This is a genomic window from Streptomyces sp. NPDC002785 (genome assembly GCF_040295565.1).
Lineage (GTDB): Bacteria > Actinomycetota > Actinomycetes > Streptomycetales > Streptomycetaceae > Streptomyces.
The window spans coordinates 1-25,093 of sequence record NZ_JBEOVN010000105.1; the positions used below are offsets into that span (position 1 = coordinate 1).

Annotated in this window: 24 protein-coding genes and 2 pseudogenes; 19 read left to right on the forward strand and 7 right to left on the reverse strand. The window is 68.8% G+C overall.

All coding sequences use genetic code 11. From position 1 onward, the window contains the following. Positions 1-113: 113 nt before the first annotated feature. The 11 genes from folC to ABTZ94_RS22915 all read left to right on the forward strand — a co-directional run bounded on the left by folC (position 114) and on the right by ABTZ94_RS22915 (position 12,839). Positions 114-1,637: a bifunctional tetrahydrofolate synthase/dihydrofolate synthase gene (gene folC, locus ABTZ94_RS22865; protein ID WP_351202909.1), complete on the forward strand. Its 1,524-nt coding sequence runs from the start codon at positions 114-116 to the stop codon at positions 1,635-1,637. A gap of 4 nt (positions 1,638-1,641) precedes the next feature. Then, a complete protein-coding gene (locus ABTZ94_RS22870; RefSeq protein WP_351202910.1) occupies positions 1,642-2,001 on the forward strand; it encodes a DUF4233 domain-containing protein in 360 nt (119 codons plus the stop codon). 96 nt (positions 2,002-2,097) lie between these two features. Further along, a complete protein-coding gene (gene ndk / locus ABTZ94_RS22875; protein ID WP_351202911.1) occupies positions 2,098-2,511 on the forward strand; it encodes a nucleoside-diphosphate kinase in 414 nt (137 codons plus the stop codon). 290 nt (positions 2,512-2,801) lie between these two features. Then, a complete protein-coding gene (locus ABTZ94_RS22880; protein ID WP_351202912.1) occupies positions 2,802-3,821 on the forward strand; it encodes a rod shape-determining protein in 1,020 nt (339 codons plus the stop codon). 125 nt (positions 3,822-3,946) lie between these two features. Then, complete coding sequence (gene mreC, locus ABTZ94_RS22885) at positions 3,947-4,999, forward strand: rod shape-determining protein MreC (protein ID WP_351202913.1); 1,053 nt, start codon at positions 3,947-3,949, stop codon at positions 4,997-4,999. A gap of 11 nt (positions 5,000-5,010) precedes the next feature. Then, the gene (gene mreD / locus ABTZ94_RS22890; RefSeq protein ID WP_351202914.1) at positions 5,011-5,670 is read left to right on the forward strand and encodes a rod shape-determining protein MreD; all 660 of its coding nucleotides are present in this window, start codon (positions 5,011-5,013) and stop codon (positions 5,668-5,670) included. A 61-nt stretch (positions 5,671-5,731) separates the two neighbouring features. Continuing rightward, positions 5,732-7,897 carry a penicillin-binding protein 2 gene (gene mrdA / locus ABTZ94_RS22895; protein ID WP_351202915.1) on the forward strand — a complete coding sequence of 722 codons (2,166 nt, stop codon included), beginning with the start codon at positions 5,732-5,734 and terminating at the stop codon, positions 7,895-7,897. After that, a complete protein-coding gene (gene rodA / locus ABTZ94_RS22900) occupies positions 7,897-9,087 on the forward strand; it encodes a rod shape-determining protein RodA (protein ID WP_351202916.1) in 1,191 nt (396 codons plus the stop codon). Before mrdA ends, rodA begins: the two co-directional genes overlap by 1 nt. Positions 9,088-9,139: 52 nt before the next feature. Continuing rightward, entirely contained in the window at positions 9,140-10,672 is a 1,533-nt protein-coding gene (locus ABTZ94_RS22905; RefSeq protein WP_351202917.1) for a CYTH and CHAD domain-containing protein, read from the forward strand. Positions 10,673-10,722: 50 nt separating this feature from the next. Further along, entirely contained in the window at positions 10,723-12,648 is a 1,926-nt protein-coding gene (locus tag ABTZ94_RS22910; protein ID WP_351202918.1) for a TIGR03960 family B12-binding radical SAM protein, read from the forward strand. 50 nt (positions 12,649-12,698) lie between these two features. Beyond that, complete coding sequence (locus tag ABTZ94_RS22915) at positions 12,699-12,839, forward strand: hypothetical protein (RefSeq protein WP_351202919.1); 141 nt, start codon at positions 12,699-12,701, stop codon at positions 12,837-12,839. Between the two features lie 221 nt (positions 12,840-13,060). Here ABTZ94_RS22915 and ABTZ94_RS22920 read toward each other — a convergent pair whose 3' ends face one another. Then, complete coding sequence (locus ABTZ94_RS22920; protein ID WP_351202920.1) at positions 13,061-13,426, reverse strand: hypothetical protein; 366 nt, start codon at positions 13,424-13,426, stop codon at positions 13,061-13,063. A gap of 14 nt (positions 13,427-13,440) precedes the next feature. Further along, positions 13,441-15,108, reverse strand: a complete 1,668-nt coding sequence (locus ABTZ94_RS22925; RefSeq protein ID WP_502967292.1) for a helix-turn-helix domain-containing protein — start codon at positions 15,106-15,108, stop codon at positions 13,441-13,443. A gap of 15 nt (positions 15,109-15,123) precedes the next feature. Between ABTZ94_RS22925 and ABTZ94_RS22930 the strand changes: the two genes are divergently transcribed. The 5 genes from ABTZ94_RS22930 to ABTZ94_RS22950 all read left to right on the forward strand — a co-directional run bounded on the left by ABTZ94_RS22930 (position 15,124) and on the right by ABTZ94_RS22950 (position 18,410). Further along, a complete protein-coding gene (locus ABTZ94_RS22930; protein ID WP_268254429.1) occupies positions 15,124-15,246 on the forward strand; it encodes a hypothetical protein in 123 nt (40 codons plus the stop codon). 77 nt (positions 15,247-15,323) lie between these two features. Continuing rightward, positions 15,324-15,461 (forward strand): hypothetical protein, encoded by a 138-nt coding sequence (locus tag ABTZ94_RS22935; protein WP_169435287.1) that lies wholly within the window; start codon positions 15,324-15,326, stop codon positions 15,459-15,461. A 14-nt stretch (positions 15,462-15,475) separates the two neighbouring features. Next, entirely contained in the window at positions 15,476-16,663 is a 1,188-nt protein-coding gene (locus ABTZ94_RS22940; RefSeq protein WP_351202922.1) for a JmjC domain-containing protein, read from the forward strand. Positions 16,664-16,692: 29 nt separating this feature from the next. Continuing rightward, positions 16,693-17,559, forward strand: coding sequence for an aldo/keto reductase (locus tag ABTZ94_RS22945; RefSeq protein ID WP_351202923.1), 867 nt, complete (start codon positions 16,693-16,695; stop codon positions 17,557-17,559). Between the two features lie 200 nt (positions 17,560-17,759). After that, positions 17,760-18,410 (forward strand): phosphotransferase, encoded by a 651-nt coding sequence (locus ABTZ94_RS22950; RefSeq protein WP_351202924.1) that lies wholly within the window; start codon positions 17,760-17,762, stop codon positions 18,408-18,410. A gap of 68 nt (positions 18,411-18,478) precedes the next feature. Here ABTZ94_RS22950 and ABTZ94_RS22955 read toward each other — a convergent pair whose 3' ends face one another. From ABTZ94_RS22955 to ABTZ94_RS22975, 5 genes are all read right to left on the reverse strand, one after another. Then, a complete protein-coding gene (locus ABTZ94_RS22955) occupies positions 18,479-19,312 on the reverse strand; it encodes a recombinase family protein (RefSeq protein ID WP_351202925.1) in 834 nt (277 codons plus the stop codon). Between the two features lie 138 nt (positions 19,313-19,450). Next, positions 19,451-19,588 (reverse strand): hypothetical protein, encoded by a 138-nt coding sequence (locus ABTZ94_RS22960; protein WP_351202926.1) that lies wholly within the window; start codon positions 19,586-19,588, stop codon positions 19,451-19,453. Positions 19,589-20,241: 653 nt separating this feature from the next. After that, a complete protein-coding gene (locus ABTZ94_RS22965; RefSeq protein WP_351202927.1) occupies positions 20,242-20,601 on the reverse strand; it encodes a hypothetical protein in 360 nt (119 codons plus the stop codon). Positions 20,602-20,670: 69 nt separating this feature from the next. After that, complete coding sequence (locus tag ABTZ94_RS22970; RefSeq protein WP_351202928.1) at positions 20,671-20,871, reverse strand: hypothetical protein; 201 nt, start codon at positions 20,869-20,871, stop codon at positions 20,671-20,673. Between the two features lie 137 nt (positions 20,872-21,008). Then, entirely contained in the window at positions 21,009-22,583 is a 1,575-nt protein-coding gene (locus tag ABTZ94_RS22975) for a recombinase family protein (RefSeq protein ID WP_351202929.1), read from the reverse strand. Positions 22,584-22,985: 402 nt separating this feature from the next. Between ABTZ94_RS22975 and ABTZ94_RS22980 the strand changes: the two are divergent. The 3 genes and pseudogenes from ABTZ94_RS22980 to ABTZ94_RS22990 all read left to right on the forward strand — a co-directional run. After that, positions 22,986-23,284, forward strand: a pseudogene (locus ABTZ94_RS22980) (hypothetical protein); the annotation flags it as partial. 122 nt (positions 23,285-23,406) lie between these two features. Next, on the forward strand, positions 23,407-24,189 hold the full coding sequence (locus ABTZ94_RS22985) for a TIGR03936 family radical SAM-associated protein (protein ID WP_351202930.1): 783 nt from the start codon (positions 23,407-23,409) through the stop codon (positions 24,187-24,189). Positions 24,190-24,422: 233 nt separating this feature from the next. After that, positions 24,423-25,093 (forward strand): annotated as a pseudogene (locus ABTZ94_RS22990) (ribonuclease E/G); the annotation flags it as partial.

Genomic DNA, 25,093 nt, shown 5'->3' on the forward strand with positions numbered 1-25,093 from the left:
CCCGTACTCCCGCTGCCGGGAGTACGGGGGCTTCGCCGTCCCCGCGCACGGTCAGGACTCCGGCGACCCCGGGCGCTGCGCGCCATGTCCGTGCACATCCGTAGACTGGCCCCGTGAGTGAGCCCCGCCCTTCCGACCGGCACGACGCCTCCGATCCCGACGAGACCTTCGCGGAGATCGTCGACGAAGCGACCCAGCGCGACCCCGACCTGGCGGTGATCGAGGCCGGGAGCCGTACGCTGCGCACCCGCTCGGGACCGCCGCAGGGCCAGGACGTCCCCGCCCGCCCCGCCGACCCCGAGGTGGACAAGGCGCTGCGCGCGGTGGAGCAGGAGCTCGCCGGGCGCTGGGGCGAGACCAAGCTGGAGCCTTCCGTCGCGCGCATCGCCGCGCTGATGGATGTGCTCGGCGAGCCGCAGCGCGCGTACCCCTCGATCCACATCACCGGGACCAACGGCAAGACGAGCACGGCCCGCATGATCGAGGCGCTGCTCGGCGCCTTCGACCTGCGCACCGGCCGCTACACCTCGCCGCACGTCCAGTCGATCACCGAGCGGATCAGCCTGGACGGCGCCCCGATGGACCCCGAGCGGTTCATCGAGGCGTACCAGGACATCAAGCCGTACGTGGAGATGGTCGACGCCCAGCAGCCGTACCGGCTCTCCTTCTTCGAGGTGCTGACGGGCATGGCGTACGCGGCCTTCGCCGACGCGCCGGTCGATGTCGCCGTCGTGGAGGTCGGCATGGGCGGCAGCTGGGACGCGACGAACGTCATCGACTCCTCGGTCGCCGTCGTCACCCCCATCTCGCTGGACCACACCGACCGGCTCGGTGCCACGCCCGCTGAGATCGCCGGTGAGAAGGCCGGGATCATCAAGCAGGGTGCAACGGTCATCCTGGCGCAGCAGCCCGTCGACGCCGCGCAGGTCATGCTGAAGAAGGCCGTCGAGGTCGATGCCACGGTCGCCCGCGAGGGCATGGAGTTCGGTGTCGTCTCCCGCGAGATCGCCGTCGGCGGCCAGTTGCTGACGCTGCGCGGCCTCGGTGGCGAGTACACAGAGGTCTTCCTCCCGCTGTACGGCGCCCACCAGGCGCACAACGCGGTGGTGGCTCTCTGCGCCGTGGAGGCGTTCTTCGGGATCGGCGCCGAGCGGCCGGGCGCGCTCGACATCGACACGGTCCGCCAGGCCTTCGCCTCGGTGGTCTCGCCGGGCCGTCTCGAGGTGGTCCGCAGCAGTCCGACCGTCGTCCTGGACGCGGCCCACAACCCGGCGGGCGCCCGCGCCACCGCCGACGGGCTCTCCGAGGCGTTCGGCTTCTCCCGGCTGATCGGTGTGGTCGGCGCCAGCGACGACAAGGACGTCAAGGGGCTCCTCGAAGCCTTCGAGCCGATCTTCGCCGAGGTTGTCATCACCCAGAACTCCAGCGGCCGCGCGATGGACGCCGACGCACTGGCCGCCGTCGCGGTCGAGGTGTTCGGCCACGATCGCGTCCAGGTCGAACCGCGCCTCGACGACGCGCTGGAGGCGGCGATCACCCTTGCCGAGGAGGAGGACGAGTATGCGGGCGCCGGCGTCCTGGTGACCGGTTCCGTGATCACGGTCGGCGAGGCCCGGCTGCTTCTGGGAAGGCACTGACCCTGTGCGTACTCTCTGTGCATCGACACTGATCGGCGAGTTCTTCGTGATCGGCTTCGCCGGACTCGTCGCGATGAAGTCCGACGACCTGACGAACACCACGGTCTGGACGGTCTGCGGCATCGGCATGCTGCTGGCCGTGCTGCTCTGCGGGATGATCACCCGCCCCGGCGGGATACAGCTCGGCTGGGCGCTGCAGATCGCCCTGGTGCTGAGCGGCTTCGTCGTCCCGATGATGTTCATCCTCGGCCTGGTCTTCGGCGCCCTGTGGTGGGCCTCGGTGCACTACGGCCGCAAGATCGACGAGGTGAAGGCCCGCTGGGCGGCGGCGCAGGAGACGTCCGAGGCCCCGGCCGGTGGCTGATCCGGCACTCCGTGGACAAACCCGGCCGCAGGCCCGTCCCCGTACCCCTGTAGCCTCGCCTCACCGCACCCGCATGCCTGCAAGGAGCCGCACACCATGACCCAGCGCACCCTCGTTCTCCTCAAGCCCGACGCCGTCCGGCGCGGACTCGTCGGCGAGATCGTCGGGCGGATCGAGCGCAAGGCCGACTGGCGGATCACCGCGCTGGAGCTGCGTACCCTCGACCGCGCCACGCTGGAGCAGCACTACGCCGAGCACGTCGGCCGCCCGTTCTACGAGCCGCTCGTCGAGTTCATGCAGTCCGGTCCGATCGTGGCGCTGGTCGCCGAGGGCGAGCGGGTCATCGAGGGCATCCGTACGCTGGCCGGCCCCACCGACCCGATCGCCGCCGCGCCCGGCTCCATCCGCGGTGACTTCGGCACGGTCACCCGGGAAAACCTCATCCACGCCTCGGACTCCGAGGAGTCCGCAGAGCGAGAGCTGAAGCTTTTCTTCCCGGGACTTTTCTGACCCCGGATCAGCCGAACAGCGCTCACGACCTGGGGCGACCGAATTAATTCGGTCGCCCTTCGGCATAGGGTTACGGATCGCGGGAACGCATCACTCCGACGTAACGTCACCATGAGTGGAACGGCCACCCGTTCCGCCCACAATGGCGAAGGACCCTCGCGCGGTGTTCGTGCATACGGCACTACGATGGAATCTTCCACGCCCGCAGCGCTCATCTCGCCGACCAGAACAAGCCATCATCGCTTTCTTGGAAGGCCCGACGCATCCTCATGGGGAACAAGGGGAACTCAATGTCGTTCATCGGCCGTGACATGGCTATCGACCTCGGGACTGCCAACACGCTGGTGTACGTCAGGGGGCGCGGCATCGTTCTGAACGAGCCGTCCGTCGTGGCCATCAACACCAACACCGGCGGCATCCTGGCGGTCGGCTCCGAGGCCAAGAAGATGATCGGGCGTACACCGGGCAACATCGTTGCCGTACGGCCCCTGAAGGACGGCGTGATCGCCGACTTCGAGATCACCGAGCGGATGCTCCGCTACTTCATCCTGAAGATCCACAAGCGCCGCTACCTGGCCCGCCCGCGGGTCGTCGTCTGCGTGCCCTCCGGCATCACCGGAGTCGAGCGACGCGCCGTCATCGAGGCATCGACGCAGGCCGGCGCGCGCCAGGTGCACATCATCGAGGAGCCCATGGCGGCGGCCATCGGCTCAGGGCTGCCGGTCCACGAGGCCACCGGCAACATGGTGGTCGACATCGGCGGCGGCACCACCGAGGTCGCGGTCATCTCGCTCGGCGGAATCGTCACTGCTCAGTCGATCCGGACTGCCGGCGACGAGTTGGACAACGCGATCATCCAGCACATCAAGAAGGAGTACTCGCTCCTCCTCGGTGAGCGGTCCGCCGAGCAGATCAAGATCACGATCGGTTCGGCGTACGACATGGACAAGGACGAGCACACCGAGATCCGTGGCCGCGACCTGGTCTCCGGGCTGCCCAAGACCGTGGTCGTCTCGGCCGCCGAGGTCCGCAAGGCCATCGAGGAGCCGGTCAACGCGATCGTCGACGCGGTGAAGACCACGCTCGACAAGTGCCCGCCGGAGCTCTCCGGCGACGTCATGGACCGCGGCATCGTCCTCACCGGCGGCGGCGCGCTGCTGCGCGGACTGGACGAGCGGCTGCGCCGCGAGACCGGCATGCCGATCCACATCGCCGAGGACCCGCTGGACTCGGTGGCGCTCGGGTCCGGCAAGTGCGTCGAGGAGTTCGAGGCGCTCCAGCAGGTGCTGGACGCCCAGCCCCGCAGGTAGACGGCACTGCCCGGCCCGCAGATGAACAACACATCAGTCTGCTGTGCGGACCACTGCCGTTCCGTACGGCCGATCGTTGATATACAGGCACGAACATTCCGACGAGGAAGGCACGGCCGCCGCACGTGAGGGACACACGAGAGAGCCGGCTGCTCCTGGTGCTGCTGATCGCCATCGCATTCGCATTGATCACGGTGGACATCCGCGGCGGCGAGGAGTCACCGGTGGACGGCGCCCGGCGGGCCGCCGCCACGGCCTTCGGGCCGGTTGAGAACGGCGTCGCGGCAGCTGTCGACCCGGTGGGCAACGCCATAGGGGCAGTACGCGACTCCGGCACACGGCACAACCGGATCGCCGAGCTGGAGCGGCAGAACGCCGCGCTCAAGACGAAGCTCGGCAGCGACGACCAGAACCGCAACCGGGTCCGTGAGCTGGACCGGATGCTGAAGAAGTCGGCCGCCGGACAGTACGGCATCAAGGCCGCCGAGGTCATCGCCATAGGAGCGGCCCAGGGCTTCTCCTGGACGGTCACGATCGACGCGGGCTCCAACGACGGCATCAAGCGCGACATGACCGTCATCAACGGCGACGGTCTCGTCGGCCGGGTCACCACCGTCGGCCCGGACACCGCCACGGTGCTCCTGGCCAACGACCCCGACTTCACCGTCGGTACCCGTATGGAGAAGACCGACGAACTGGGCTTCGCCACCGGCCAGGGCTCCCAGCCGCTGTCCGTCCAGTTCCTCAACGGCAAGGCCAGGGTCAAGAAGGGCGACCGCCTTGTCACCTTCGGCTCCAGCAAGAACAAGCCGTTCGTGCCCGGCGTCCCGGTCGGCGAGGTCGTTCGTGTCGACCCGTCCGGCGGCGGCCTGACCCGTACCGTCTATGTCCGCCCATACGTCGGGTTCACCAAGCTCGACATCGTCGGCATCGTCGTCCAGGCCCCGCGCGAGGACCCCCGCGACATGGTCCTGCCGAAGGCGCCCGCCAAGCCCGCCAAGCCCAAGCCCACCCCGACCGTCACCGTCACGATCTCGCCCAACGGCGACATCGTCGACACCGACGGCAACGTCGTCGGGAACATCCACGAGAGCCCGGACCCCAGCGGAAGCCCGAACCCGAGCGGCAGTCCGGGCGCCACACCGAGCGCCGGCAACGCGGTAGACGAGCAGAGGTAGAGCTGATTCCCATGCGTTTGAACCGGACTCTGCTCTCCATCGTCCTGGTCGTGGTCGCGCTCGTCGTCCAGGTCTCTGTGCTCGCCCGCCTTCAGCTTCCCGGCGCCGTGCCGGACCTGCTGCTCCTCGTCGTACTCGGACTCGCCTTCGTGTACGGGCATGTCAGCGGCGCCCTCATCGGCTTCGGCGCGGGACTCCTCGCAGACCTGGCGCCGCCCGCCGACCACGCCGCCGGACGCTACGCACTGGTCCTCTGTGTCATCGGCTACTGCGCCGGACTGGTCAAGCCGGAGAACGGGCAGCTCAAGTCGGCCTTCGTCCCGATGGCCGCGGTTGTCGCCGCGGCGATCGGCTCGACGCTGCTGTACGCGCTCGTCGGCGCGCTCGTCGGGGACACGGCGGCCCGTCATGTGGGCCTCGGCAGCCTGCTGTTCACCGCCGCCGTCTACGACCTGCTCCTCGCGCCGTTCGTCGTGCCCCTGATCATGGCGATCGCCAGACGTACGGTGAACGATCCGGTCGCCGATTCCTCCGGCGGCGACGTCGCCGCGGGCTGGCTGGCATCCGGCACCGGACTGCGGATCGGCAGCCAGCGCGGCGGACTGCGCGTCAGGGCCGCCCGCAACCGAGCGGGACGCGCCGGACGGATCAAGGGAGTCAAGCGACTGTGAGGCCGCACCACAGCGGGGACACCCCCCGTACCTCCGGCCCGACCACCACCAGGGGCGCCCCGTGAGCAATATCCCCGAGACCGGCCGGACCCAACGGGTCCAGATCCGTCTCGTCGTCATCCAGGTCCTCGTCTTCTCCCTGCTGTTCACCCTGGGCGGGCGCCTCTGGTACCTCCAGATCCGCAACGGCCAGGAGTACAGCGACGAGGCGAGGAACAACCACGTCCAGCAGGTCGTCCAGCCCGCGGTCCGTGGCTCCATCCTCGACGCGCGCGGCGTGCCTCTCGCCGACAACGAGACCCGCCTGGTCGTCTCCGTCAGCCGCACCGAGCTGATGAAGATAAAGGACGACGGCAAGGGCGTCCTGACCCGGCTCGCCGATGTCCTCGGCATGAAGCCCAAGGAGGTCCTCGACAAGGTCCGGCTCTGCGACGCGAAGACCCCGCAGCCCTGCTGGAACGGTTCGCCGTACCAGCCGATCCCGGTCACCGACGAGGCCACCACCCAGCAGGCCCTTCAGATCCGCGAACGCACCGAGGACTTCCCCGGCGTCACCGCCGAGCCGACCGCCGTACGCCGTTACCCCGCGCCCGGCAAGGCCAACACCGCCCAGGTCCTCGGCTATCTCTCGCCCGTCACCGACGAAGAGATCACCAAGGCACAGGACACCGACTCGCCGTACCTGCGCTCCGACCAGGTCGGCCGCTCCGGCCTGGAGCGCACGTACGACAAGGAACTGCGCGGCAAGGCCGGTGTCACCCGCTACGAGGTCGACAACCTCGGCCGGGTCATCGGCGAGGCGAAGAACGACGAGGCGGAGGCCGGGGCCAGTGTCGTCACGTCCATGGACGCCCGGGTCCAGGCCGTCGCCGAGTACGAGCTCAACGGGGCCATGAAGACGGCCCGTCAGTCGTTCGACAGGAACACCGGCGAGAACTACAAGGCCGACTCCGGTGCCGTCGTCGTCATGGAGGCCAAGACCGGCCGGGTCGTTGCGATGGCCTCCCTGCCGAACTACGACCCCAACGCCTGGGTCGGCGGCATCTCCGCCAAGGACTACGCCAAGCTCACCGGCAAGAAGTCCAACTTCCCGCTGCTGAACCGGGCCATCCAGGGCCAGGCCGCCCCCGGCTCGATCTTCAAGGTCATCTCCTCGACCGCCGCGGTCAACGCCGGCTATCCCTTCAACGGCAACTACCCGTGCCCCAGCTCGTACAGCGTCGGCGGGCAGACCTTCAAGAACTTCGAGTCCCAGAGCTACGGCTCCATCAGCATCGGCCGGGCCCTCGAAGTCTCCTGCGACACCGTCTACTACGGCATCGCGCACAAGGAGTGGCTGAAGGACGGCGGCATCAACCCGAAGAAGCAGCCCAAGGACTGGTTCTACAAGACCGCCCACCAGTTCGGCCTCGGCAAGGAGACCGGCATCGACCTCCCCAACGAGGTCACCGGCCGCGTCCCCGACCGCCAGTGGAAGCAGGACTTCTACAAGGCGAACAAGGATGCGTGGTGCAAGCAGGGCAAGAAGGACGGCACGTACGTCGAGAAGATCGCGTACGAGAACTGCCTCGAAGGCAACAAGATGCGCGCCGGTGACTCCGTCAACTACTCGATCGGCCAGGGCGACACCCTCGTCACCCCGATCCAGATGGCGACCATCTACGCCGCGATCTCCAACGGCGGCACGCTCTACAACCCCACTGTCGGCAAGGCGATCGTCAGCGGCGACGGCAAGAGCGTCGAGGAGATCAAGCCCGAGTCGCACGGCAAGCTGCCCTTCACACGTAAGACCCGCAACGAGATAGACGAGGCCCTCGCGGGAGTCGCGACCCGCGGTTCGGCCGCCTGGCGGTTCGGCGGCTGGCCGCAGGACAAGATCCCGATGCACGCCAAGACGGGTACGGCCGAGGTCTACGGCAAGCAGACGACCTCGTGGTTCGCCACGTACACCAAGGACTACTCGATCGTCATGACGATCTCTCAGGGTGGTACGGGCTCCGGTGCCTCCGGGCCCGCCGTGCGCAGGATCTACAACGCGCTCTACGGACTCGACGACTCCGGTAAGCAGGACCTCAAGAAGGCGCTGCTGCCCACCCCGCAGAAGTCCCTGCCGAAGATCCAGCACGATGGCTCGATCGACGCCCCGCAGATCAAGCCGTACGACCCGAACTCGCAGAAGGCCCCGCAGGAGCAGACCCTCGCGGCAGTGCTCGGGAGGCGTGACTGATGGCCGGCTTCTCCGTCTCGCGGTACGCCCCCGAGCGCTCCGCCTGGGGCAAACTCATCGCCCGCGACTCCCTCGTACGCAAACTCGACTGGCCGCTGCTCGGGTCCGCGATCGCGCTCTCCTTCATCGGCTCGCTGCTGGTCTACTCGGCGACCCGGGGCCGTGACGCGCTCACGCACGGCGACCCGTACTACTTCCTTCTCCGGCACGCCCTCAACACCGGCATCGGCTTCGCCCTGATGGTCGGCACGATCTGGCTCGGCCACCGCACCCTGCGCGGCGCCGTCCCGATCCTCTACGGCCTCTCGGTGATCCTCGTGCTGGCGGTCCTCACCCCGCTCGGCGCCACCGTCAACGGCGCGCACGCCTGGATCATCATCGGCGGCGGCTTCTCCCTCCAGCCGTCCGAGTTCACCAAGATCACCATCATCCTGATCATGGCGATGCTGCTCGCCGAGCGCGTCGATGCGGGTGACCAGCTCCACCCCGACCACCGGACCGTCGCCAAGGCACTCGGCCTCGCGGCCATTCCGATGGCCATCGTCATGGGGATGCCGGACCTCGGCTCCGTGATGGTCATGGCCGTCATCGTGCTCGGTGTGCTCCTCGCCTCCGGCGCTTCGAACCGCTGGGTCTTCGGCCTCCTCGGCGCGGGCACGGCCGGCGCCGTCGCCATCTGGCAGCTCGGCCTGCTCGACGACTACCAGATCGCCCGCTTCGCCGCCTTCGCCAACCCCGCGCTCGACCCGGCGGGTGTCGGTTACAACACCAACCAGGCACGCATCGCGATCGGTTCCGGCGGCCTCACCGGAACCGGCCTCTTCCAGGGCACCCAGACCACCGGCCAGTTCGTCCCCGAGCAGCAGACCGACTTCGTCTTCACCGTCGCGGGCGAGGAGCTCGGCTTCCTGGGGGCCGGGCTGATCCTCGTCCTGCTCGGCGTCGTCCTGTGGCGCGCCTGCCGGATCGCCCGCGAGACGACCGAGCTGTACGGCACGATCGTCGCCGCCGGAATCATCGCCTGGTTCGCCTTCCAGGCGTTCGAGAACATCGGGATGACGCTCGGCATCATGCCGGTCGCAGGGCTTCCGCTGCCGTTCGTCTCGTACGGAGGGTCCTCGATGTTCGCCGTCTGGGTGGCCGTCGGACTGCTCCAGTCGATCAGGGTGCAGCGGCCGATAAGCGCCTGAGCCGGGACGGGAGCACTGTCCATCCCGCGCGCAACACGTCTAGATTCGGGTCATGGCGGACTCGAAGCGTGAGATCGAGCGGAAGTACGAAGCCACCGCGGAAACCCGGCTCCCCGACCTGAGCCGGGTGGCCGGGGTCTCGGCCGTCGCTCACCAGGGCGTCAGTGAACTGGACGCGGTCTACTATGACACCGAGGACCTCCGGCTCGCGGCCGGCTCTCTCACCCTGCGCCGCCGCACCGGCGGGAGCGATGCCGGCTGGCACCTCAAATTCCCGGTCGCATCCGGTATCCGGGACGAGTTCCAGGAACCGCTCTCCGACACCCTGCCGAGCTCCCTCGCCGGTCTGCTCCGCTCCCGGGTCCGCAGGAGCGAACTGGTCCCCGTCGTACGGCTGCGCACCGCCCGTGACGTGCACCACCTGCTCGCTGCCGAGGGCGCGCTGCTCGCCGAGGTCAGCATCGACACCGTGCGGGCCGAACGGCTGACGGGCGGCAGCGCCACGGCCGCCTGGACCGAGATCGAGGTCGAACTCGCCGACGACGGCGACCCCGCCTTCCTCGACGCCGTCGAACGCCGGCTGCGCAAGGCCGGTGTCCGCCCGTCCGCATCGCCGTCCAAGCTGGCCAGGGCGCTCGCCGAGACCGCGCCGGAGCGGAAGCGGAAGCGGGACAAGGGGGCGCGCGGAAAGGCCGGGCAGCTCACCGCGGGCGACCACGTCCTCGCATACATCCGCCACCAGGGCGAGGCGATCGTCGCCCTCGACCCCGCCGTACGCCGCGACCTTCCCGACGCCGTGCACCAGATGCGGGTCGCCACCCGCAGACTGCGCAGCGCGCTGCGGACGTACCGGAATATCCTCGACCGGAGCGTCACCGACCCGGTCGGCGACGAGTTGAAGTGGCTGGCCGCCGAGCTCGGTATCGACCGTGACCGGGAGGTTCTCGACGCCCGTCTGTGCTCCGGCCTCGCCGACCTGCCCCGCACCCTGGTCCTCGGCCCCGTGCGCAGCCGGCTGCGGATCTGGGCGGCGGCCCGCCGGGGCGACTCCCGGCGCCGGACCGTCGCCGTGCTCGACGGGAAGCGGTACCTGGCACTCCTGGAGAGCCTCGACGCACTGCTCGCCGCCCCTCCGCTGCTGCCCGCCGCGTCCCGCGCCCCCGGGCAGGAGCTGCCCCGTGCCGTGCTGAAGGAGTACGAGCGCCTCGCGACCCGTGTCGGCCACGCCCTGGAGCTGCAGCCCGGCCACGACCGGGACCTCGCGCTGCACGACGCCCGCAAGGCCGCCAAGCGTGCCCGTTACGCGGCGGAGGCGGCCCGGCCCGCGCTGGGGAAGCCGGCCAAGCGGTTCGCCAAACGGATGAAGGCCCTCCAGACCCTCCTCGGCGACCACCAGGACAGCGTGGTGGCCCGCGACGCCCTGCGCACCCTGGCCGTCCAGGCACACGCGGCGGGGGAGTCGGCGTTCACCTGGGGGCTGCTGTACGGGCGGGAGGAGGCGACCGCCGCCGCCGGGGAACGGGAGCTGCCGGAGGTGTGGAAGCGGGCGTCGCGGCCGCGGTTGCGGGCGGCGCTGGAAAGCTGAGCACCGGGGTACGCTTGATGGTCACCCTTGCCGGCTCTCGAAAGTTCGCGATGTCTGTCGATTCGGTCTTCCCACAGCTCGAAGCTCTGCTCCCGCATGTGCAGAAGCCCATCCAGTACGTCGGCGGTGAGCTGAACTCCACCGTCAAGCCGTGGGACGAATGCGACGTCCGCTGGGCGCTGATGTACCCGGACGCGTACGAGGTCGGACTCCCCAACCAGGGCGTCATGATCCTGTACGAGGTGCTCAACGAGCGTCAGGGCGTCCTCGCCGAGCGCACCTACAGCGTGTGGCCGGACCTCGAAGAGCTGATGCGCGAGCACAAGGTCCCGCAGTTCACCGTGGACAGCCACCGCCCGGTCAAGGCGTTCGACGTCTTCGGGCTGAGCTTCTCCACCGAGCTCGGCTACACCAACATGCTCACTGCCCTGGACCTCGCGGGCATCCCGCTGGACGCCAAGGACCGCACCGTCGACGACCCGATCGTGCTGGCCGGCGGTCATGCCGCGTTCAACCCCGAGCCGATCGCGGAGTTCATCGACTGCGCGGTCATCGGCGACGGCGAGCAGGCCGTCCTGGAGATCACCGAGATCGTCCGTGCCTGGAAGGCCGAGGGCCGCCCCGGTGGCCGCGAAGAGGTGCTGTTCCGCCTCGCGAAGACCGGTGGCGTCTACGTCCCGGGCTTCTACGACGTCGAGTACCTCCCGGACGGGCGCATCGGCCGTGTCGTACCCAACAAGTCGGGGGTGCCGTGGCGGGTGTCCAAGCACACCGTGATGGACCTCGATGAGTGGCCGTACCCGAAGCAGCCCCTCGTGCCCCTCGCCGAGACCGTTCACGAGCGGATGTCCGTCGAGATCTTCCGCGGCTGCACCCGCGGCTGCCGTTTCTGCCAGGCCGGCATGATCACGCGCCCCGTGCGGGAGCGAAGCATCACCGGCATCGGCGAGATGGTCGAGAAGGGTCTCAAGGCGACCGGCTTCGAAGAGGTCGGCCTGCTCTCGCTCTCCTCCGCGGACCACACCGAGATCGGTGAGATCGCCAAGGGCCTCGCCGACCGGTACACCGAGGACAAGATCGGCCTCTCGCTGCCCTCCACCCGCGTCGACGCGTTCAACGTGGACCTGGCCAACGAGCTGACCCGCAACGGCCGTCGCTCCGGACTCACCTTCGCCCCCGAGGGCGGCTCCGAGCGCATGCGCAAGGTCATCAACAAGATGGTCTCGGAAGAGGACCTCATCCGTACCGTCGCCACCGCATACGGCAACGGCTGGCGTCAGGTGAAGCTGTACTTCATGTGCGGCCTGCCCACCGAGACCGACGAGGACGTTCTCCAGATCGGCGACATGGCGGTCAATGTGATCGCCAAGGGCCGCGAGGTCTCCGGCCAGAACGACATCCGCTGCACCGTCTCCATCGGCGGCTTCGTGCCCAAGCCGCACACGCCGTTCCAGTGGGCCCCGCAGCTCGGCGCCGAGGAGACCGACGCCCGGCTGGCCAAGCTCCGCGACAAGATCCGCGGCGACAAGAAGTACGGCCGCTCCATCGGCTTCCGCTACCACGACGGCAAGCCCGGCATCGTCGAGGGCCTGCTCTCGCGCGGAGACCGCCGCATCGGCTCCGTCATCCGCGCGGTCTACGAGTCCGGCGGCCGCTTCGACGGCTGGCGCGAGCACTTCAGCTACGACCGCTGGATGACCGCCGCCGAGAAGACGCTGCCCGAGTACGGCGTGGACGTCGACTGGTACACCACCCGTGAGCGGACCTACGAGGAGGTCCTGCCCTGGGACCACTTGGACTCCGGTCTCGACAAGGAGTGGCTCTGGGAGGACTGGCAGGACTCGCTCGACGAGACCGAGGTCGAGGACTGCCGCTGGACCCCGTGCTTCGACTGCGGCGTCTGCCCGCAGTTCGACACATGGCCACAAGTAGGACCGACGGGCAAGAAGCTGCTCCCGCTTGAGGTCAAGAAGTAGCCGTGACCAGCGGCGATGCCGTCCAGAGGATGGCTGAGACGCTCGCTGGCATGAGCGAAGCGGAGCGTACCGAGATCCTTCGAGGGCTCGGGACGAAGGAGCGCGAGCAGGCTCCCCGCCCTGTGCGGCGCACGCCGCTCCCTGCTCCTCGGCACGATCCGGGCATCGTCTCGGCGGTCGAGTGGGTGTAGCTGAAGAGAGGCGTCCGGGCAGTCACAGCCGGGCGCCTCTCGCGTGTCCTGGGTAGATCGGGGCTCAGCGGCTGCGTGAGGGACTGCACGGCCCACCGTGCCCAGATCCACCCTTGGGTGCCCGGTCGTCGTCCGGCAGGCGCCCGCGTGGGACTCCTGGGCATGGCTCAGCCCCCGGTTCGGTGGGTGTGAACCGGGGGCGCTCTCATGCTGGGGTGGGGTCAGGAGGCCGCGTGCTCGATGGCTTCGAAGATGTCGGCGTCGGTCTCCTGCTGCCACTTCGGGAGGTCTGGCCAGTCGGCCACGTAGCCGGGCTTCGGGTCCTCGAAGTGCTTGAACATCTGAGCGGTCCAGCAGGTCGCGACGAACCGGCCCTTCTGCTCCCGGGACAACCTGGAAGCGTGGCCACTGCTGATCTCGATGAACTGGCGGACCTGCTCGTAGACAGAGCCTGCGGCCTCACGCTCCCACTGCGGGGTGTCATCCCACGGGGTCACGTAGCCGGGCTTCGGCTCGCCTGGGAAGTGCTGGTGGACGCCTGCGATCCACGCTTCCCGGAACAGTCGAGCACCTTCGATCTGCGACATGCCATCCCCTCTCGTCACTGCGTGCTCAGCGTGGCGATCTCGGCCCCCAGCTCCGCTACGCGGTGGTCCCCGGCCAGGGGGCCGAACTCGCTGCACAGGGCTTGGAGTCTACGGGCGACGTAGCCCGAGGCTGAGGCTTGCGCCAACTGGATGGCTTCCCGCCCGTACAGGACGACTTGCTCGGGGTCACGTCGCTTGGCACCGATGGCGGCGAGATCAGCCAGCACGGCACCCCTGCGCCGGTAGGACTGCCCAGACGCAAGCGCGGTCTGTCGCAGCGCTTCGGTCAAGGTCTCCTCCGCCAGGTCAAGACGACCGAGCTGCACGTAGCGCGCGCCCCGTTCCTCCGCCAACCGGGTGCCATCGAAGCGCAGCCATCCACCGTTGGTGCTGTCCGTGGTCAGGTCCCTGACCCTCTCTGCCTGGTCGAGCGCCTGCTCACACCTGGCAAGGTCTCCGAGGCCGGCGTACGCCTCGGCCTGGACTGAGGCGACCCAGTGCCGCGTGGCGAGGGTGCTGTCTCCCTTCCCTGCCAGCCTCTCGGCCAGTGCCAGGAGCTGCGCAGCCTGGCGGTATCGCTGCTCCGACATGTCCACGTAGGCGTGTCGTACGAGGGCGCACGCCCACAGGTCGAAGGCTCCGGCGTCCTTGCTGACGGAAGCTGCCAGGGCGTAGGACGCTGCCGCGTCGGTGTATCGGTTGGCGTCGAAGGCGACTTCTCCGGCGAGTTGGAAGAGGTCGGCTGCCGCGTTCAGGAGTGGCCGGGAGTTGCCTCGGATGTCCGCTGCCAGGGCTTCGTTCAGCGTGGCGAGCTGGTCGCGGACGATGGGGTAGACAGAGCCCTTGGAGCGGGCCAGTTGGTAGACCTGCCACAGGTGGCTGTTCATCCGCGCGAAGTCGGATGGTGCGCCCCTACGCACCCCGTCCGTGAGGGCTGCGGCCTCATCCAGAGGCAGGGCGGTGAGTGCTCCGCTGACTGTGAGGATGCGGAGGAATTCGCGGCGGATCATTTCGTCGGGGTCTCCCGCGCCTGGATGGTCACTGGACTGCTGCCCTGTGGCCTCCTGGCTGGCGGCTCGTGGCTGCGGCAGGAGGGCGTCAAGCTCGATGAGAGTGACTTCGAGGGCACTGGCCAAGCCCCGTCGCTGGGGTGGCTGGGGTTCGATCCTGCCGCTCTCCCAGCGTCCGACCGTTGTTCGGTCTACCCCGAGTAACTGAGCCAATTTCTCCTGACTGTAGCCCAGGGTCTTGCGCCGTTCCGCCAGTCCCATGACGGCCCCTTCCCATGACCTGAACCTACGTCGCTGCCGTGCACGGATCTGCGTCAAGACTGCCGCATTGATGCCGTGGAGGGTCCGGACTCCCGGCGGTTTCCTTGGGGTTGTCGCAAACGGCACGGGCGAGAACCTGCGGAAGGGTGCGGAAATGGGAACGCAGAACGGCATGGCGAACGATGGCTTCGGCTCCACTCGGGCCGTGGACCTCGGCACTGATCGCCGCGTTCTCATGAGCCTTCGGGTATCCCGTGACTCGGGTCGCACCTGGCAGCAGAGCACCACCAGGGTTCGGGAGGGTGACCCGTTCGTCATCCTGTCCGACCCGGGCCGATACCCGCCCTGCGGGTGTGCCCGCTGCACGGGGCACGACTCGCTGTCCGCCACGTCGCTCCGCCCGGCTGACATCGAGCCGAGGACGGCGTGAGGTCTGGCTTACGGAACTGGGTGCTGCGCCGCTTCGGCCGGTACGCAGGTCCGCTCTACCTGGCCATGATCCTCGGCGGCTCGGCCGTGTTCCTCGCCGGAGCCCTTGCGACGCGGTAGCTGCCTCGAAGGCTGCTGCCCTCCCTTTCCTCCCGCCGGATTCCCGGCGGGTGTTTCCGAGTAGAGAGGTAAGTCCGATGGTGGAAGAGAACACCGGTTCGGTGGCCCCCGAGGGGGGTGGCCTGCTCGTCGCGAAGCGCAAGATCGTGGCCGCGCGGACGCGTGCCGAGCAGGAGTCGGACGTCAGTAGCGGGCGTTCTGACGGCAACGACTGACGGGGCTGCCCACGATGCTTGATGCCGCCTCGTGGGCGGGGCGTCTGGGCGGGGACACGTTCCTCGCCCAGACGTACCACCGCTCCTACGCGCACTTCCCCAGCACCGCCGACACGGCGGGCCTGTTCTCCTGGGACGACCTGAACCGGATCATCGCCACGCAACGACTGGAGCCGCCTCGGCTGCGCCTGTCGGTGGACGGCGAGATGGTCCCCCTTCACCGCTACGCGATCCCGACCACGAACCGCCGCGCGGTCACCTGGTCGCGCATCCAGCCGGCCGACTTCCACGCCCAGCTCAAGGACGGGGCGTCGCTGGTCCTCGATGCGGTCGAGAAGATCCACCCGGTGGTGGGTGCGGCTGCCGAAGGCCTTGAACGGTTCCTCGGCACGTCCGTGCAGGCCAACGCGTACGCCTCCTGGACGGATCGCGAAGGCTTCGGCCTGCACTGGGACGACCACGATGTCGTGGTGGTGCAGGTTCACGGCTCAAAGCGGTGGCGCTTGTACGGCTCCACACGCGAGGCTCCGACCTTCCGGGACGTGGAGTCGCCAGAGAGGCCCGAGGGCGACCCCGTGGCGGACATCGTTCTCGCCCCCGGTGACGTGCTCTACCTGCCACGCGGTTGGTGGCACGCGGTCACGGCTGACCAGGGGACGGAGTCGCTGCACCTGACGTTCGGCATGGTCCCGCACACGGGCGCTGACCTCATGCTCTGGGTCGTGGATCAGCTCCGGTCGTCCCCCGCACTGCGCGGGGACATCCCACGGTTTGCCTCACTGAGCGAGCACTCCGACTTCATCGCCTCGCTACGCGGTGAGGTGCTGAACGAATTGGCCGATCCCCGGTTGGTGGAGCGGTGGGCGGAATCCATCGACACGACCGACCTGGGGCATGCGATTCCCTCTCTGCCCTACGTGGACGGGCTGCCCGCACGTCCGGAGATCACGGTCAAGCTGACGGCCCCTCGGGGCCGCCTGACGGCGAACCCCGCCCACAGCACGGTCACGTTCTCGGCGGCCGGTACCGCCTGGGACTTCGCCGAGTCGGCCGCGCCCGTCCTCGGCACCCTGCTGACCGGTCAGCCGACCACGCTCGGCGAGATGGCCGACTCCGCCGGACTGGAGATCAAGGACGTGGCCGAGCTGGTCTCCGTCCTCATCGAGGGCCATGCCGTCGCGGTCGTGGGGACCGCGCTGTGACCGCCGCTCTCTCCCTGGGGACATACCGCGTGCGTGCCGTCAGTCAGGCGGCACGCACCGCCCTGGCTGCCGGTAGCCCCTGGTTGGACACGGCACCCAACTACGCCCACGGTGGAGCACACGAGGCGCTGCGCCCGGTTCTCGCGGAGTACACCACCGCTCGGGTGGCCACGAAGACAGGGTTCTTCACGGAGGAGCAAGGCCGCACCGCCCTGGCTGAAGGCGTGCTCACCCGGGAAGAGACGGCCAGTCGGCACAGCCTTGAACCGGGCTTCGTTCGCTGGCAGACGGAGCGGTCGTTGGCCACACTCGGCCGCGTGGACCTGGTGTTCGTGCACAACCCCGAGCACCACGGGCACGGCCTCGACCGTGCCGCTCTGCACTGGCGTGTGCGGGAAGCCTTCACGGCGCTGGAAGAGTTCGCCCATGCGGGCAGGATCGACGGGTACGGCGTCGCCACCTGGACGGGCCTGACCTCCGAAGCGTTCACGGTTCCCGAGTTGCTCGCGCTCGCCCGACAGGCGGCGGGTTCCGCCGAGCACCACTTCACGGGGTTGCAGATGCCCGTCAGTCTGATCATGGATGACCTGATCAGGCAGGCACTCGACGGCGGCGGACCGCTGGTGCAGGCGAAGGACGCGGGGCTGATCACGTTCGGCTCCGCCCCTCTGCACGGGGGCGAACTGCTGGGTGCCATGACACCCGAACTGGTGAACTTCATCCGTCCCGGCCTGTCGGCCGCAGCCGCTGCCCTGCTGGCTGCCGGATCGTGCCCCGGCCTCGATGTCGTCCTGACTTCCGCGAGCACCCGCGAGCACCCGCGAACACTGGGACGATGCGGCGAAGGCTCTGGCTGCGCCCCTGACGGCCGAGGAAGTGAGGAGGCTGACCGATGAACTCGCCGCCGAGTGAGGACGTACAGACCCTGATGGAGGCTGCCCACGACAGGGCGGCGAAGGCTCTGGGGCTCACGTGTACGGGTCCGCTGGCTTGGGGGTTCCAAGGTGTGACCCTCGGTCGGCAGGCGGGGGAGCGGTGGCTACGGGTAGGCCGGACGGCCAGGAGGAACGCGGGCAGGAAGCAGGGGGAGGGCATCGTGGGGGCTTCCCTGCTGGTGCCTGACGCGGTCCCGCGCCCCCGCTTGTACGAGGTGCACGACTGGACTGACGGCGAGTGGGCCTTCGAGGCCGAAGTCCTCGACTACGTGACGCACCCAGTCGTGTCGCCAGAGCGGGCCGACCTGGACCACGACCCCGGCTTGCCTGCCGGGTGGTGGGCCGACCTACGCCAAGCCCTGGCCCTGCTCGCTGGGGTGGAGGGAGTGAAGGTCACTGTGCGGGACGGGTGGATCGAACGCGCCTTCCCCCAGTTCCTCGGCATCCCGGCCCCTGCCAAGGTGGAGCGGGTGACCGGTCACGGTGACCTGCACTGGGGCAACCTCACGACCACGCCCTTGACCCTCCTGGACTGGGAGCGGTGGGGCCTGGTCCCCTACGGCTACGACGTGGGTCTTCTCCATGCCAACAGCCTGCTCGTTCCCGACGTGGCGGACCGCATCCGGCTGGAGTTCGCTTCGGTCCTGGACACCCCAGCCGGCCGAGTCGGCGAGCTCGCCGCACTGGCGGAGACGCTGCAAGCGGTAGCCCGTGGCTGGTACCCGGACCTGGCCCCGCGCCTACTCGCTCGGGCGGAGTCACTCACGGGCGTTCGGCCACCGGCCCCCCTTCACTCCGAGGTCAGCGGCTGACAGGCCCGTGCATGACGGCGGCCCCCGACGTGATGCCGGGGGCCTGCCTGTGTCCGTGTGCGCCTGTCTCAGGCGCTCTCTCCGAGGTGGCGGTACAACGTGGCACGGCCGATTCCCAGGGCCTTGGCGATGGCTGTGACGCTGTCTCCCTTGACGTGCCGGGCACGGGCTACGGCCAAGGTGTCATTGTCCACGACGGACGGACGCCCCCCGACGTTGCCCTTGCGGGCCGCAGCTTCCAGCCCTTCCAACGTCTTCTCCCGGATGCCTTCCCGCTCCACCTCTGCACTGACGGCGAGGACGGCGAACACGATGGCACCTGCCCCGTTCGGGTCGTACACACCCTGAAGGGGACCGGACAGGAGTTCCAGTTGGATGCCGTCCGCCTGAAGGGTGGAAGACAGAGTCATCAGCTCTGCCGCACTGCGGGCAAGCCGCTTCATCTCGACCACGGTCAGGATGACCGGCTGATTCGGTGCGGCTGCCTTGATCTCCCGTGCCAGGGTGAGCGCCTTCTCCAGTTCCGGCCGCTCCTTCACGCGGGTACTGATCTTCTCCGAGAACACACGGGTGCAGTCGGCACGGGCAAGCATGTCCAACTGCGACTGAAGTTCCTGTCCAACGGTTGAGCAACGGGCGTAGCCCAGCCGGATCGCTGCGCCCGGTATCGGGTCGGGTGCCTGTGTGACAGGAGCGCCCTGTGTCCACGCCTTGCCGGGGTTGCGGTCGGCCGGAGTCTTCACGGTCAGTTCCGCCTTGAGCGCGGGCACCAGGGCGAAGCGGCCCGTGTGGTAGTTCGCTGCCACCTTGCCCGTGGTCGTGCGGCATGGGCTACCGGCGGGGGCATCGCACTTCGGGCAGGCCTGACGTTCGACCTGTGCGGCCGGGGTGTTCGTGGTCATGATGAGACCGTCTCACAAACGTGTCCCGAAAGCCAATGATGAGGGCGATGTTTCGGGACGGGTTACGAGACATCTGAGCGTGGGCGAATCGGACATGCCCCGAGCGTGGTTCGGTCGTCCCGAAAACGAAACGAAGGTTTACGAGACGCTCTGGTCGCAGCCCCTGCCCGGTGGCTCCTGCTCCAGCTCCATGAGGCTGAGGATCTCCTCCACCTGCTCTTCGCTGAGCATGGGCGCTCGCGCCAGCCAGTACTCCAGCCACTCCTTCGCAGTCATGACAGGGACAACGCCGACCGCGCCGTGGTTGTCACGCCCGTGACCAACGGCGACGGCGAAGGGGTGGGGGTATGACCCCCCAAGGGGGCCTTGCCCGACCGCCATGTCTTGGCGGCTCAAATCCTGCCACGGTTTCAGACCCCGTCAGCGGCGGCGGAGCGAGTCAACGGCGGAAAGATGCAGGTAGGAGAGCTGCGCCCGGCGTGGCCGGCGCTCAGAGACTGCACAAGAGTGAGCCTCATCGAGGCTTGTCGTCTGTTGCTTCCCGTTGTGGCCGCGTAGCGGCCCCTTGCCCGAGCGCGTTGCCTTGAAGCCTTGGGGTAGTGGGGCGCGGTAGCGCCCCCACTTGGCCAGCTCTCTGGTCTTCCTGATGTCGGCCCCTTCGGGGCCGCCTACGTAAAGCCTGCTTGCGTCTGTGCGGCCGGAGGCCGCGTCTGCCCTTCCTCTTCGCCGATGCGCTTGCGGTTGGGGCGCTGCGCGCCGCTTCCCTTCGCCGCCGACATGTAAGTACGTACGTGCCTTCCTTCCTTCGGCCCCTTCGGGGCCGCACTGTGAGGCCAAAAAGAAAAGAGAGGGTGCGAACGTTTCCGCAGGTGAGATGCCGACTCGGTACATGCGAGGCGTGTGCTGGCTACACGTGAGCGATGTAGCTGTCACCGGTCAAGGTGAAGGCGGCACGGTACGGGTGCGCCCTTCCTCTTCTGGAACAGGTAATAGGGGAGGAGCAGACAAGCAGCCCCTGACCGGGGAGAGACGAGATCGAGTTGCTTGGCGCGGGCCAGAGCGTTGTTCGTGCTCTGATCGGACAGGGGCTTGCCCTCCTTGCCCAACAGTGCGGCGAGCTTGCCGGGACCGAAGCTGGCGTGCCCGTGGCGGTCGGCCCACCCGAGGGCCGCGAAGTGGATGCGGTAGGCAAGCGGGTGTCGGGGGTCTCGGGCCATCCGCTGGTACTCCTGCTGGGAGACACCGCCCCACGTGCGGCCCTGTCCGAAGTCGATGCTGCTCGAAGTCATCGGCCGGTCGCTTCGATGCCGGCGCAGTCGTCGTGGGCCTCTCCGTCCACGAGCGGTGATGCGCAGACCTCACAAGGTCCAGACGATCTCGATGGTGATGTTCAAGGGCGGCGACCTCCTGGCGGCGGCCAAGGCAGCGCGTAGCTGTACCTCGGCGGGTGAGTGGAAGTCGCGCAGTACCGTCCTGCGCTTCGGGGTGCCCTTGGCTTCCCCTGCCAGCCCCTTGGGATGGCGGCCCCTTCGCGGAGTGGCCAGCTCTACCGCCGTCACACGGCGGGAGCTACGGTGTCCGCTCCTCGAAGGAGCGGGAGGATCTTCTTACACGGCAGGTTGTTCGGCCGTCAACCTGATCGGAGGAGCCCCTGCCCTTCGCGCGGCGGGCGAGACAGGGCAGGGGCATGGGTCCGTCAGAGCTTGGCGGCGAACTCGTCGCTCTTGATGACGAGACGCTCGCGCACATCGCGAGGGATCTTCAGCCGCAGATGCACGGAGGGAGCGCGCACGCCCTTGACCTTGGTTCGAGTCACCTCGCAGGTGACGCCGACGCGGCGCAGATCCTCGGCCATGGCTTCCATGCCTCCCGACTCCCACACTTCGCGGAACGTCTTCCCGTTGTGGACGAGCGTCCAGCGGTCCTGCGTGGTCTCGGGGTCGATCGCGCTCAGCTCGTCGGTCAGCTTGTCGAGCGTCTTCTCCGCCTGCTCCTGAGTGAACCGCGTCTTCGTGTAGCGGCCTCCCGGCTCAAGGCCCGTCATGTAGTAGGCGATGGCCTCTTCGAGTCGCTTCACCTCGGCCCGAGCCTCCGCCCCCTGCGCGTACTCCCGAACCTGTACGGGGAAGTCGCCGAGGACTCTCAGTACGTCGTTCACGAGCACGTCGTACACACCCTGTGGATCGGGTGCGCCGAGCCCCCCGCTCTTGCACTTCTGGCACCGGAGGTACTGGTACTGGCCGAACTTGTTGGTCGTGACGTGCACGGTCATGTTCGACGTGCAGTCGACACAGGTGAGGACTCCCAGGAACTGCGTCGCGCCGTGCGTCTGGCGCTGGGGTTGGTTCTTGCCGCGCCGGTCGATGGCCTCCTGGAGTTCGTCGTACTCCTCCTTGGTGAAGATGGGATCGGCCACCCTGATCGGCTTGCCATCGTGTCCGAGTATCAGCTTCGAGCGGCGTACGCCGCCGTTCTTGTTCTCCTCCACCCGGTAGCCCATGAGCGCCGGGTTACGCAGGCGCCGGAGGAGAGTTGAGGTAGTGAGCCCTGGGGACATGAGCCCGGAGCGGACGAGGCACAGAGCCATGCGCCGGGCAGACACGCCGCGAAGGGCCATGCGGCGAGCCCAGTACAGCGCCTTGTATGCGTTTGGCTCGATGGCAAGGGACGGCTTGCCGTTCTTCTTCGTGGTGACGAAGCCGTACGCAGGCTTGCCGACGAACCACGCGTCCTGAGTCCGCGTGTAGTCCCACAGCGACGCGACCCGGGTCGATGTGTTCGCCGCCTCGATCTCGGCGATACCGCCGATGAGCGTGACCATCATCCGGCCGACAGTCGATTCGAGGTCGATGCTGTCGTTCTTCGACACGAGGTTCTTCCCGTACCGCTCGCACCACTCGATCATGGTCGAGAGATCCGACATGCGGCGGATGAACCTGTCGAGTTTCCAGAAGAGCAGGACATCGAACTCCGGGGCCCGGTTGTTGAGCCACTCGCCCAGCTCCTTCCGCTTCCACGGCGGAACCTTCGTTGCCGACACGTTGAGATCGGAGGCGATGCCGACGACGCGGCATCCCTTCTCTCTGGCCAGGAGGCGGAGGTCCAGTTCCTGCCGTACCGGCGAGGTGGTGTCCTCTGTAAGAACGGACAGGCGGATGGACAGCAGGGCGCGCGGAGCGTCCGCAGGGAGTAGAGCCTCCGCCTTCTTCAGGTCCTCCAAGAGGGCCAGGTCTGAGGCAGTCCACTCGGTCTCGACGGCATACGCGTTCATGGGCGGGAGCGTATGTATGGATGTAGCCCTGTGTCCATCTGCCCGCAGATGGACACCAGCATCCAGATCGGCCCGACCGGCAAGAAGCTCCTGCCGTTGTCGGTCGTGAAGTAGGCCGATCCCCTCGCGGGTGACAGCCCAGTGACGAAGGCCCGGTCCGGGAAGCCCCGGACCGGGCCTTCGCGCCATGTACGGCATGGATTACGGGAGGCACCAGCCTCCCGCGCACCAAAGCCGGCGAGGGCTGTCCGACCACCCTGATCAGGATTCCGGGACGGACCGTGGTGCTGGTGATCGTTTTGCCCGTACGCATGGTCCGGGACGCCCTGGTGACGGGCGCCCGCGCCGCCGGTCGCATCCTGCTGCGCCCCCTGGGCCGGGCCCTGTGACCTTGGTCTTTCGCGCACAGTGTGCACGCCGGTGGGATATTTCGTACGGGACGCCGTCCGGGCCCCCGCCAAGCCAGGGCCGCCGTCGAGACGGGACGCGCGGCCCGGGCGGCGCTGCGCACGGCACGCGAGACCGTGGCCCGGGCGCGCCGTGACGCATGGCGGGCACTGGTCGGCGGGCCGAGGGTGCCCGAGCCCCGGGAACCGGGGAGCCCCCTTGCGCGTACTCTGGGTAGTACAACGACTGTGCCCAGCGCGGCGCCCGGACCAGAGATCTCCTCGCTCGGAGAGAAATACGACGAGCGGGGGTGAGCCGGACCGGACACCCCGGGCCACCCGCATTTCGAGGGCGGCGTGCCACCGCGTCCGCCCCGCACCGAGGAGAAGAACCACTGGGCAAGCGACAGCCCGAAGGCCCGCCGCCCGCACCGGCAGTGCAGCGCATCCGACTGCGCTACACCAAGCGCGGCCGCCTCCGGTTCACCAGTCACCGTGACTTCCAGCGTGCCTTTGAGCGGGCACTGCGCCGCTCCGAGGTGCCTATGGCCTATTCGGCGGGCTTCACCCCGCACCCGAAGGTGTCGTACGCCAATGCCGCCCCCACCGGCACGGGCAGTGAGGCCGAGTTCCTGGAGATCGCCCTCACCGAGGACCGGGATCCGGCCGTCCTGCGCGAGCTGCTCAACGCCTCACTGCCGGACGGTCTCGATATCACCGACGCCGTGGAGGCCCGTACCTCGGGTCTCGCCGACCGGCTGACCGCCTCCATCTGGGAGCTGCGTCTCGACGGCGTCTCCACCGAGGAGGCCGCTGAGGCCGTGGCTGCTTTCAACGGGGCCGAGACCGTCGAGGTCCAGCGCCGTGCGAAGAACGGCATGCGGACCTTCGACGCCCGTGCTGCCGTGGTCGATCTGCAGGCCCGTGATCCACAGCCTGATAGGACCGAGGACAAGCCCTGTGCGATACTGCGGCTGGTTGTTCGGCACGTGACACCTGCCGTGCGACCTGACGACGTCCTGTCCGGTCTCCGCGTTGTGGCCGACCTGGCGCCGCCGGTTCCCGCAGCGGTGACCAGGCTGGCGCAGGGGCTCTTCGACGAGGAGTCCGGCACGGTGACCGACCCGCTCGCGCCCGACCGCGAGGCAGCCCCGGCCGCTCCACTCGCAGCCACCGGGACCGCCGTCGCGACGGCGCCGGAAGGTGCAGGTTCCGCGTAAGGCGGTCGTTGCAGCGCAGTCCTGCGACTCGGGAGCCACCTGGGTCGGGCCGCGCGATGACCCAATAAGACTTTCGCCAGGCCGTACGCACATCGCGTACGGAACCGGCGAGCCAGACATTGAGCTCCCGTGCGGCGCCCGCGCCCCGGACGGCGGTCTCGCGTACATCACGCGGACCGTGCCGGACCGGAACCAGACGCGGCGCCCGGGAGCCTGACGGGAGAACCGCCCGCATGCCCCAGTCCAACGAACCCGGCACGACCGGGAACGCCGAAGAGAACAACGCACCCGGAGACAAGCTGCCGCCGCGCCGCAGGCGCCGCGCCGCGTCCCGCCCGGCCGGCCCGCCGGTGGCGGACGCTCAGGGTGCAGCCGCTCCGGCCATACCGGCCGTTGACGCCGCAGTGTCCGACAACACCACCGCTGACGCCGAGAGCGCTCCGGCGGCAGAAGCAGCGCCGCCCGCGCGTGCGCGTCGTCGTGCCGTGCGCAAGGCGACCGCTCCGGCGGGTGCGCCGCAGGCCGCCGAGGCAGTAGAGGCAGTAGAGATCGTGGAGCCCGCAGCGAGCGCCGAGGTCACCGAGGCCGAGGTCGCGGCGCCGCCTGCGCGTGCGCGTCGTCGTGCGGTCCGTAAGGCGACTGCCCCGGCGGGTGCGCCGCAGGCCGCCGAGGCAGTAGAGACCGTGGAGCCCGCAGCGAGCGCCGAGGTCACCGAGGCCGAGGCCGAGGTCGCGGCGCCGCCTGTGCGTGCGCGTCGTCGTGCGGTCCGTAAGGCGACCGCTCCGGCGGGTGCGCCGCAGGCCGCCGAGGTCACCGAGGCCGCTGCCGAGCCCGAGACCGAGGCCGAGCCCGAGGCCGAGGTCGCGGCGCCGCCTGTGCGTGCGCGTCGTCGTGCGGTCCGTAA